Source organism: Paracraurococcus ruber (genome assembly GCF_004353985.1).
GTDB classification, from domain to species: Bacteria; Pseudomonadota; Alphaproteobacteria; order Acetobacterales; family Acetobacteraceae; genus Paracraurococcus; species Paracraurococcus ruber.
The window spans coordinates 1-9,842 of record NZ_SMOA01000205.1 but is presented as its reverse complement, the minus strand read 5'-3'; the positions used below and the strand labels follow the sequence as shown (position 1 = coordinate 9,842).

At 75.7% G+C, this 9,842-nt stretch carries 10 protein-coding genes; 5 read left to right on the top strand and 5 right to left on the bottom strand.

Translation table 11 applies throughout. From position 1 onward, the window contains the following. Both E2C05_RS24140 and E2C05_RS24135 read left to right on the top strand, forming a co-directional pair. Positions 1-670: hypothetical protein (locus E2C05_RS24140; protein WP_205083028.1), on the top strand; the 670-nt coding region annotated here is incomplete at its 5' end. 38 nt (positions 671-708) lie between these two features. Further along, entirely contained in the window at positions 709-1,761 is a 1,053-nt protein-coding gene (locus E2C05_RS24135) for a trypsin-like peptidase domain-containing protein (protein ID WP_133222199.1), read from the top strand. Between the two features lie 61 nt (positions 1,762-1,822). Here E2C05_RS24135 and E2C05_RS24130 read toward each other — a convergent pair whose 3' ends face one another. Both E2C05_RS24130 and E2C05_RS24125 read right to left on the bottom strand, forming a co-directional pair. Next, positions 1,823-2,926 carry a THUMP domain-containing class I SAM-dependent RNA methyltransferase gene (locus E2C05_RS24130; RefSeq protein ID WP_240046876.1) on the bottom strand — a complete coding sequence of 368 codons (1,104 nt, stop codon included), beginning with the start codon at positions 2,924-2,926 and terminating at the stop codon, positions 1,823-1,825. Between the two features lie 85 nt (positions 2,927-3,011). Next, on the bottom strand, positions 3,012-4,295 hold the full coding sequence (locus E2C05_RS24125; RefSeq protein WP_158292337.1) for an MFS transporter: 1,284 nt from the start codon (positions 4,293-4,295) through the stop codon (positions 3,012-3,014). A gap of 184 nt (positions 4,296-4,479) precedes the next feature. Between E2C05_RS24125 and E2C05_RS24120 the strand changes: the two genes are divergently transcribed. Beyond that, positions 4,480-4,971 (top strand): hypothetical protein, encoded by a 492-nt coding sequence (locus E2C05_RS24120; RefSeq protein ID WP_133222196.1) that lies wholly within the window; start codon positions 4,480-4,482, stop codon positions 4,969-4,971. Between the two features lie 76 nt (positions 4,972-5,047). On the opposite strand, the gene E2C05_RS24115 is transcribed toward E2C05_RS24120, so the two are convergent. Then, complete coding sequence (locus E2C05_RS24115; RefSeq protein WP_133222195.1) at positions 5,048-5,485, bottom strand: DoxX family protein; 438 nt, start codon at positions 5,483-5,485, stop codon at positions 5,048-5,050. A 125-nt stretch (positions 5,486-5,610) separates the two neighbouring features. On the opposite strand from E2C05_RS24115, the gene E2C05_RS24110 reads away from it, so the two are divergent. Both E2C05_RS24110 and E2C05_RS24105 read left to right on the top strand, forming a co-directional pair. Continuing rightward, positions 5,611-6,549, top strand: coding sequence for a LysR family transcriptional regulator (locus E2C05_RS24110; RefSeq protein WP_133222194.1), 939 nt, complete (start codon positions 5,611-5,613; stop codon positions 6,547-6,549). Next, positions 6,546-8,171 (top strand): GMC family oxidoreductase, encoded by a 1,626-nt coding sequence (locus E2C05_RS24105; protein ID WP_133222193.1) that lies wholly within the window; start codon positions 6,546-6,548, stop codon positions 8,169-8,171. Before E2C05_RS24110 ends, E2C05_RS24105 begins: the two co-directional genes overlap by 4 nt. 64 nt (positions 8,172-8,235) lie before the next feature. Here E2C05_RS24105 and E2C05_RS24100 read toward each other — a convergent pair whose 3' ends face one another. Both E2C05_RS24100 and E2C05_RS24095 read right to left on the bottom strand, forming a co-directional pair. Continuing rightward, positions 8,236-9,045 carry an SDR family NAD(P)-dependent oxidoreductase gene (locus tag E2C05_RS24100; protein WP_133222192.1) on the bottom strand — a complete coding sequence of 270 codons (810 nt, stop codon included), beginning with the start codon at positions 9,043-9,045 and terminating at the stop codon, positions 8,236-8,238. 52 nt (positions 9,046-9,097) lie between these two features. Then, positions 9,098-9,811, bottom strand: a complete 714-nt coding sequence (locus E2C05_RS24095; RefSeq protein WP_133222191.1) for an alpha/beta hydrolase — start codon at positions 9,809-9,811, stop codon at positions 9,098-9,100. Between the last annotated feature and the right edge of the window lie 31 nt (positions 9,812-9,842).

Below are 9,842 nucleotides of genomic sequence, written 5' to 3'. Positions count from 1 at the left end.
GCCGGGGCCGCCGCTGGCGGACGGCCCGGCGCCGCCCGGCGCCCCGGCGGACGCATCCGGGCCGGGCACGCCCGTGCCGGACGCGCCGCTTCCCGGCCAGCCGGGGCAGGCCGGCTTCCTGCGCCATGTCTATTGCCCGGCCTATGGCGAACCCGGCCTGATGCAGGGGACGGCCTGCGCCGCCGCCGGCATCGCCACCCAGGCCGGCAATGCCGGCACGCCGCAATACTGGCGGCTGTTGGCGGCGCTGGAGGGATCGGCCCCGCCCGGCCGGGCGGCCCTGCCGGCCCAGGGGCCCCGGCTGGCCGCCAAGGCGGCGCTGCTGCACCGGCTGAAGACCCGCGGCATCTGGGTCAGCGACGCCTCCCTGGCCGCGGTGGCCGGGCCCGGCGGCGCCCGGGCCGATCCGCGCGCCCATGCCGCCGCCCTATGGCAGAGCTGGCTGCTGTACCAGCGGGACGCGCTGCGGGCGCTGGACCCGGCGCATGTGGTGGTCATCGGCCGGGCGGTGGCGGCGGTGCTGCGGGACGCGCTGGACCAGGCCTTCCCCGGCCGCTGGCAGGCCGTGCCGCAGCCCATGGGCGCGCGCGGCCTGGCCGCGACGGCCGCCCTGCACGCGACCCTGGCCGAGGCCGCGCGCCGGCATGCGCCGGCGGATCGAGGCGGCTGATTGACAGGCCGGCACGGTCCGCCGACATGCCCGGCGCCATGCCCCGCCCCTCCCGCCTCGCCCCTCTCCTCGCCCTCCTCCTCGGCTGCCTCGCCCTGCCGGCGGGCGCCGAGACCCAGCCCTTCCGCGTCGTCAACGGCACCGGCGTCGACGCGAAGGAGCTGAACGCCGTCCGCACCCCGCGCGGGGCGCAGAACGACTGGGGCAACAACCTGCTGGACCCCAGCCGCCCGCTGACGCCCGGCGGCGGCTTCCGCGTCCGCCCGGCCGAGGCCGCCGGCTGCCGCTTCGACCTGCGCCTCGTGCTGGCCGACGGGCGGGAGAGCGTGCTGCGCGACCAGGACATCTGCGCCGCGCGGGAGGTCGAGCTGAGCGCCGCCGCCCGCCCCGCCGCGCCCCTGCCGGTGCCGGTGCGGCCGCCGCCGCAGGTGGAGCAGCAGCGGCCCAACGCGCAGACGCGGCGCGTCTCCACCGGCACCGGCTTCCTGGTGGCGGCGGACCGGGTGATGACCAACCACCATGTGGTGGATGGCTGCGACCGCATCGTGCTGCGCACGCCGGACGGCCGCTGGCTGGGCGCCGTGCCGCCGGCAAGGGTGGACGAGAAGCTGGACCTCGCCCTGCTGGCGGTGCCCGGCATTCCCGGCCCGGTGCTGCCCTTCCGCAGCGGCCCGGCCGTCCGGCGTGGGGAGGGGGTGATCGTCTACGGCTTCCCGCTGGCCGGCATCCTCTCCGACGCCGTGCTGACCCGCGGCGACATCAACGCGCTGGCCGGCCTGTCCGACAACCGCAGCCAGTTCCAGGTCAGCGCGCCGGTGCAGCCGGGCAATTCCGGCGGCCCGATGCTCGACATGCAGGGCAATGTCGTCGGCGTCGTCGTCTCCAAGCTCAATGCCCAGCGCATCGCCCAGGCGACCGGCGACATCCCGCAGAACATCAATTTCGCGGTGAAGGGGGAGGCGGCGCTGAGCTTCCTGCAGCGCGCCGGCCTCGAGCCCCGGGTGGCGCAGAGCGCGGGGCCGGAGCGCAGCCCGGCCGATATCGGCGAAGCGGTGGCGCGCAGCACGCTGTTCATCCGCTGCGAGAAGTGACGCGGCGCGACGCCATCGCCCGGCGGGAGCTTCGGGCGGATGGCGCGTCCGCCGCCATCCGTCATCCCAGCGTCCCCGTGCGCCACAGCGTCACCCGCAAGCCGCCATGCGGCACCGGCGGGCCGGGCGGCAGGAAGGGCAGGCCCGTCGCCTGTGCCAGCCGCGGCTCCGCCGTCACCAGCCCGACGCGCCAGCCGGCGAAGCGCGCCCGGAGCACCTGGCCCAGCGCCTGGTAGAGCGGCCGCAGCGCGCCGGGATCGCCCAGCCGCGTACCGTAGGGCGGGTTGACCATGACGAGGCCGGGCGGGCCCGAAGGCGGCGCCGCCTCGCTGACCACCGCCTGGCGGAACACCGTGCCGGCCGCGACGCCGGCACGGGCGGCATTGGCCTCGCTCATCGCCACCGCGCCGGCATCGCGGTCGCTGCCATGGCAAAGCGCGGGCGCATCGCGCCGGCTTTCCACCGCCCGCATGCGCGCCCAGGCCTCGGCCTCGAAGCTTGCCAGGTGCTCGAAGGCGAAGCCGCGGAGACGGCCGGGATTCAGCCGCGCCGCGATCTCCGCCGCCTCGATCACGAAGGTGCCGGCGCCGCACATCGGGTCCAGCACCGGCTCCGTCCCGCGATAGCCGCAGGCCAGCAGGAAGAGCGAGGCCATGGTCTCCCGCAGCGGCGCCGGGTTCACCGCCTGCTTCCAGCCGCGCTTGTGCAGCGGCTCGCCGGAGGTATCGAGGCTGAGGGTGCAGAGGTCGCGCTCGATGCGCGCCATCACCGTGACGGGCGCCTCGGCCGCCTCCGGCGCGCCGACCGTCTCCCGGATGGCAGTGGCGATCCGCTGCGCCACCGCGCCGCTGTGCCACAGGCGGGATTGCGCGCAGACCGCCTCCACCCGGAAGGGCACGTCCCGCCGCAGCACGGTCGCCCAGGGGACCTTGCGGGCGCGGGCATCGAGCTGCGCCAGATGCACCACGCGGAAACTCTCCAGCCGGGCCAGCACGCGGCCGGCGCCGCGGACCCAGAGATTGGCCCGCCAGACCTCGGGCCAGCCGCCCTCGATCGCCACGCCGCCCGGCAGCGCGCGGGGGCGGCGGAAGCCCTTGCCGCGCACTTCCTCCAGCAAAAGGGGCTCCAGGCCCGGGGCGCAGGCGAGGAAGATTTCGAAGCTCACGGCCAGCACCCGGTGCGAGGGGGCGCTGCCCCCTCGCGCTCCCCCGCCAAAGGCCGAAGGGCCTTTGGAAACCTCGGGTCCGCCCTCATCGGAGGCGGGGCAGCAGCAGCGCCGCCGCGGCAGCCAGGGCCAGCCAGGCCAGCGCGAAGGCGGGCGGCGCGCCGAACGCATCCACCGCCAGCCCGACGGCCAGCGGCCCGGCGCTGAAGCCGAGATGCGCGACGACGAAATAGCCGGCGACGGCGCGCGCCCGGTCCTCCCCGCGCGCGGCGGCCGAGGCGGCGGCGAGGCCGCCCGGATAGACCAGCGCATAGACCGCGACGCCGACCACCGGCCCGCCCAGCAGCAGCGGCCAGAGCGCGAAAGCCGCCGCGCCCCAGAAGGTCAGCGCCGCGCCCAGCAGCAGCGCCAGCAGGCCGCGCGCGACCGCCCGCCGCGCCGGCAGCCCGCGCACCGCAAGCTGCGCCAGCACGCCCACCAGCATCATCGCGCAGGCGGCGGCCGGTCCCGCCATCGGCCAGCCTTCGGCCGCCAGCACCGCCGGCACGCTGGTCAGCACCGCGCCGGTGGTGCCCCAGCCCGGCAGGATCGCCAGCGTGGTGGGCCAAGTCCCGGGCGGGAAGGCCGGGCGGCGCAGCCAAGCGCCGCGCGGGGCCTCGAGCGTTTCCGGCAGCCGCGCGACCAGCGCCAGCAGCAGCGCGGCGAAGACCAGATGTGCGGCGAAGGTCGCGGGCGGATAGGCATCGGGCGCGACCAGCAGCGCGGCGAGGGTGAGTAGCCCGCCGCCGGCGAAGCTGCCGATGGTCGCCGCGGCGATGATGCCGGCGGCGCGCCGCCCGCCTTCCGGCCCACCGCCGGCCAGTTCCGCCGCCCAGGCCGCGGCGGCGCCGGTGGCGCAGCCCATGCCGATGCCCTGCGCCACCCGCGCCAGGGCCAGCGTCGCCAAGCCAGGCTGCAGGGCGAGCAGCAGGGTGGACAGCGCGGCGCAGACTACGCCCAGCAGCAGGCAGGGCTTCCGCCCGATGCGGTCCGGCAGTGGGCCGAGCAGCGGCGAGGCCAGGATGACCGTCGCGGCATAGGCGGCGAAGGCGAGCGAGAGGGCGCCCGCCCCATGTCCCCCCTGCGCGGCATAAGCGCCGTAGAGCGGCAGCGGCAGGGTGGTGGCGAGGCCGACCGCGGCGACCGCCAGGCCGATGACGGGCGCCGCGTGGCGGGGCGCTTCGGGGGTCAGGCCGGCCTCGGCGGGCGGGACGGGCGCGGGGCATGGGCCGGCATGGCGCCGAGGATGGCACGCCGCCGTCCCCCTGGCGACCAGCCGGCCCGGACGGGTGCCGGATGCCGCCCGGCAGGCGGGCCGGGGGCGCCCCACCCGGTTCTCGCAGAGCCGCCGGACCACCCCGCCCGCGGACGGTCCGGAACCACCGCCGAGGCGACCGGCATGGGACCAGGTTCAGTTTCAATCTCGGTATTCTACGGGCGGCATGCCGCGCGATCGGCCCGGCAAGACGCCCGGCCACCCTGGGTACCACCTGAGGGCATCCCGAGGCCCCACCATGCGATCATCCCTGCGCGGCGGACTGGCCGCCCTTCTGCGCGTCGGCGGCGTGGTGGGCGCCCAGGTTGCCGCGGCGGCGCCATACACGATCAGCATCATCAGGCGGACCGGCCGCGTGCCCGGCGATGTCCGCGGCAGCATCGCCCTGCCGCATGGCAGCGGCGGCTTTCGCGCCTCCTCCGGCGTGGCCACCGCCGCGCCGCGCCCTGGCATCGGCGTCGACGCCGTGCGGGACGGTTTCTCTCTGCCGGACGCCTCCGCTGTGCCCGTTGGCACCGCCGCGCCGATCTTCGCGTCCTGCCCCGGCTTCCCCAGCCCCGCGCCCGTCCCGGCGTGCCGTACGGCGCGGGTGGCGGCAGCGGCGTGCAGGACGCGGACCTGCCGCAGCCAGCGCCTGGCGCCGGCGGCGGTGCCCAGGCCCGCGACGCTCGGCGCCTTCACGCTCGGCCCGCTCGGCCTCTACGCCGTCCGCCGCCGCGCGGTGGCCTGAAACGCCGTCCGGCCGCCCGGGCCGCCGCAGGGCGCCCTGACGGCCGGCTCCGATCCTTCGCCTGGCCGGCCCGGCCTCACGCCGCCGCCGGCACCGCGCGCTTGCCGCCCAGCACCCGGCGCGGGTCGAGCGCCAGGGCGCCGGCGCCGAGACCGGCCTGCACCAGCAGCGCCACCGTCCAGAAGGCCGGGAATTCCCAGCCGCCGCCCTTGCCGGCGAACATCCAGCCATTGCCGCTGTGCTGCAGCGTCGCGCCGATCAGGATGGGCAGGAACAGCAGCGCCACCGGCCGCACCCAGACGCCGAGGATCAGCGCGATCCCGCCCAGCACCTCGGCGAAGGTGACGATGGCGCCGAAGGCCGGCGGATAGCCGATGGACCCGAAATAGCCCATCGTGCCGGCCAGGCCGAAGGTGCCCAGCTTCAGAAGCGCGCCATGCGCCAGGAACATCGCGCCCAGGCTGACGCGCAGCAGCAGGGCCGCCCAGGGGGTCGTCTTCGTCTCGTCAGGCATCGCTCTGTCCTCTCCGGCGGCGGGGGCGCCGCGATGCAGGGGAGGATGCGGCGGCCGCCGGGACGCTTCCAACGCAAGGTCGAAACGGCCATCATCACGCGCATGAATGATGCGGAACCGGATGCGTGGCCGATCTCGGCAGCCTCGACCTGAACCTGCTGCGCGTCTTCGACGCGGTCGCGCGGGAGAAGCACGTGACCCGCGCGGCGGAAACGCTGAACCTCTCCCAGCCCGCGGTGTCCAACGCGCTGGCGCGGCTGCGCGCGGCGCTGGGTGATGAGCTGTTCCTGCGCCGCCCCGGCGGGGTCGAGCCGACCGAGCTGGCGCAATCCCTGGCCGGCCCGGTGGCGGAGGCGCTGGACCGGCTGCGCGACACCCTCGCCGCCCGCGCGCCCTTCGATCCCGCGACCAGCAACCGCGTCTTCGCCGTGGGCTTCTCGGAGTATGCCGAGGCGGTGCTGGCGCCGCCGCTGCTGCAGACCATGGCCCGGGACGCACCCGCCTGCCTGCTGGCCATCGGGCATGCCGACAGGGTGAACTGGGAAGCCCTGCTGGAGTCCGGCCAGGCCTGCCTCGCGGTCGGCGTCCTGCCGGAGCCGCCGGCGCTCTACACAAGGCTGCGGCTGCTGCCCGAGGCCTTCTGCACGCTGATGCGGCCGGGCCATCCGCTGGCCGCGGGCGAGCTGACGCTCGAGCGCTTCACCAGCGTGCCGCACATCCTGCACTCGCCCAACGGCTCGCGCGACGGGGCGCTGGATGCCGAGCTGCGGGAGGCCGGGCATCCGCGCCGGCTGGGCGCGGTGGTGGCGCATCTCTCGGCGGTGCCGGAGATCCTGGCGCGGACGGACATGGTGATCACGCTCTCCTCCCGCCTCGCCTCGCAGCTGGCGCTCGCGCATCGGCTGGTGGTGCGCGACCCGCCGGTCGCGGTGCGGCACACGCGGCTGTCGCTGACCTTCCACCGGCGGTTCGAGGCCGATCCGGGCCATGCCTGGCTGCGCCGGCTGATCCTGGCGATCGCGCGGGACGTGGCGCCGGCGCAGATGGAGCCGCCGCCGGCATGAGCGAGGCCTATGACTACGTCGTGGTGGGCGGCGGCAGCGCCGGCTGCGTGCTGGCGAACCGGCTGAGCGCGGAGGGCGCGAGCGTCGCGCTGATCGAGGCCGGCGGGCCGGACCGCCACCCCTGGATCCACATCCCCGCCGGCTACGCGAAGATCCTGACGCATCCGCGGCTGACCTGGGGCTACCGGACGGAGCCTGATGCGGGCACGGGCAACCGCGCGCTGGAGTATCCGCGCGGCCGGGTCTGGGGCGGCAGTTCCTCGATCAACGGGCTCGGCCATGTGCGCGGGCATCCCAGCGACTACGACCTCTGGGCGCAGAAGGGTTCTGTGGGCTGGGGCTGGGATGACCTCCTGCCCTATTTCCAGAAGCACGAGCGGTTCGCGGCAGGTGGCGAGGGGCGCGGCACGAGCGGGCCGCAACCCGTCGAGCATCTGGCGGAGGTGCCGCCGGTGGTGGCGAAGCTGGCCGAGGCCGCGCGCGCCATCGGCCTGCCGGTGCAGGCCGACATGAACGGGCCGGAGCGCGAGGGTTTCTCGACGTTCCAGCAGACGCGGCGCGGGCGGCGGCGCGTCTCCGCGGCGCGGGCCTATCTGGTGCCGGCCATGACGCGTCCGAACCTGCGGGTGATCGACCACGCGCTGGCGCTGCGCGTGGTTGTCGAGGACGGGCGCGCGACGGGCGTCGCCATCCGCCGCCACGGCACGGAACAGGTGGTGCGGGCGAGGCGGGAGGTGGTGCTGAGCGCCGGCGCCATCGGCTCGCCGCAGCTTCTCATGCTCTCGGGGATCGGGCCGGCGGAGCACCTGGCGTCGATCGGCATCCCGGTGCTGCGGGACATGCCGGGCGTGGGTGCCAACCTGCAGGACCACTACATCGTCCGGCTGTCCTTCCGCCTCGCCGGGCATCGCTGGTCGGCCAACCGGCGCATCGCCGGCTGGCGCCTGCCGCTGGAGGTGCTGCGCTGGGCGGCGCGCGGCGATGGCGTGCTGACCTGGTCGCCCGGCATGTTCAGCCTGTTCGCCCGCACCGCGCCGGGGCTGGAGGCGCCGGATGTGCAGCTGAATGGCGGCCCGCTTTCCTGGGCCGAGGAGGCGACGGGCGGGCGCTGGACCAGCCTGCGCATCGGCCAGCCGGATGCGGCGCCGGGCCTGACCATCGGCGTCTGGCAATGCCGGCCGGAAAGCCGCGGGACGGTGACGCTCGCCTCCCCCGATCCGGCTTCGGCGCCGCGCATCGCGCCGCGCTACCTGGCGACGAAGGGCGACCGCGCCTGCGTGCTGCGCGGGATCCGGCTGGCGCGGCGCTGGCTGGCGGCGCCGCCGCTGGCCGGCGTGGTGCTGGGGGAGGCGCGGCCGGGCCCGGCGGCCGAGACCGACGCGGACCTGCTGGATTTCGCGCGGGAGACCGGCGGCACGGTGTACCACCCCTGCGGCACCGTGCGCATGGGCGGCGATCCGACGGCGCCGCTGGATGCGCGGCTGCGCCTGCGCGGCGTGGCGGGGTTGCGCGTCGTGGATGCCTCGGTCTTCCCCGACATTCCCGTCTGCAACATCAACGCGACGGTGCTGAGCGTCGCGGAGAAGGCGGCTGACCTCATCCGCGAGGATGGGAAAGCGTAAGGGGGGTTTCGCCCCCTACGCGGGGTTGGCGGCACTGCCGCCGACGGGCAAAGCCCCAGGGTCTCTACCGCATCTCGTCCGGCAGCGCGGCGATGGCGGTCGTCCCCGCATCCACCGGCACGATCGTCCCCGTCATCCAGCGCGAATTCCCGCCGCACAGGAAGGCGACCGCCGCGCCGACATCCCAGCCGCTGCCTTCCACCTGCAGGATGCTGCGCTTGCGCCGCGCCTCCCGCATCTCGGGCGTCATGCCGCCCTTCTGCACCATGGGCGTGTAGACCATGCCGGGGCAGATGCAGTTCACGCGGATGCGGTCCTTGGCGTGGTGCACCGCCATGGCCCGGGTCATGTTCACCACGGCGCCCTTGCTGGTCGGGTAGAGCAGATGCGGGTGGCCGCCGCGCAGCCCGGCGACCGAGCCGATATTGACGATGGCGCCGCCGCCGCTCGCGCGCATGGCGGGCACCGCGTATTTCGCCATCAGCATCATCGAGGTGACGTTCACCAGCAGCCCCTGCGCCCAGGCCTCGAGGTCCACCTCCTCCGCCGTGCCGGGCGGGCCGCCGATGCCCACATTGTTCACCAGCGCGTCCAGGCGGCCCCAGCGCGCGGTCGCGGCCTCCACGATGCGCTTGCAATCCTCGGGCCTGGTCACGTCGCCCTCGGCGGTGAGGGCCTCCCCGCCCTCGGCCTCGATCATGCGGCGCGTCTCCTCGGCCCAGGCGGCCATGCTGTCGGCGCAGACGACGCGGGCGCCGGCCCGGGCGAGCAGGATGGCGGCGGCGCGGCCATTGCCCACGCCCTCCCCCGGGCGGGACCCGGCCCCGGTGACGATGGCGACCTTGTCCTGCAGGTCCTCGGCGATGCCGTCCATGGCGCTTCCCCCTTGCTTGGTGGGGGGAGGGTCGCACCTGGGGTCCGCGGGCTCAATCCACCGGAGGTGCCGCGGCGCGATCCGCCATCAGGAAGGCGAGCGCCGTCAGCGCGATCTCCTCCGGCAACTCGTGCCCGCCCTCGAATTCCCGGTAGATCAGCGGATAGCCCGACTGCCGCAATTTCGGCACCAGGCGCCGGCTGCAGAGGTCGATGTTCAGCACCCGGTCCGCCGTGCCGTGGCTGAGGAAGAGCCGCGGCCGCCCGTCCAGCGACACGGGCGCGACGAAGCCGGGCGAGAAGGCCAGCGCATGGCTGAACGCCGCGCCATTCATCAGCGCGAGCGAGAGCGCGTAGGACGCGCCGTCGGAGAAGCCGGCGACCGCGATGCGCCGCGGGTCCACCGGCCAGGCGGGCAGGATGCGCGCCAACGCCGCCTCGATCCGCGCGATGTCGGGGCCATAACCGCCTTCCAGCACATCCCAGGTGGTGCCAAGGCTTTCCGGCAGCAGCAGCAAGGCGCTGTCGGCGATGCGGGCGATGCGGCGCAGCGCCCGTTCCGCCGTGCCGGTCGCGCCATGCAGCATGAGGATGAGCGGCAGCGGCCCGGGCGGCGCCGCGGCGGGCACGCGCAGCAGCCCGTCGCGTTCGCCGCCGAGGCCGAGCGGGTACTGCCCCGGCGGCAGCGGCCAGGGCGTGCCGGGCGCCGCCGGCGTCGGCGCGGCGATGCGGCCGGCGGCATGGGCCTCGGTCACCGGCTGCTGCATCCAAGGCTCCTCCTGGCCCCGGCAGCCTGGA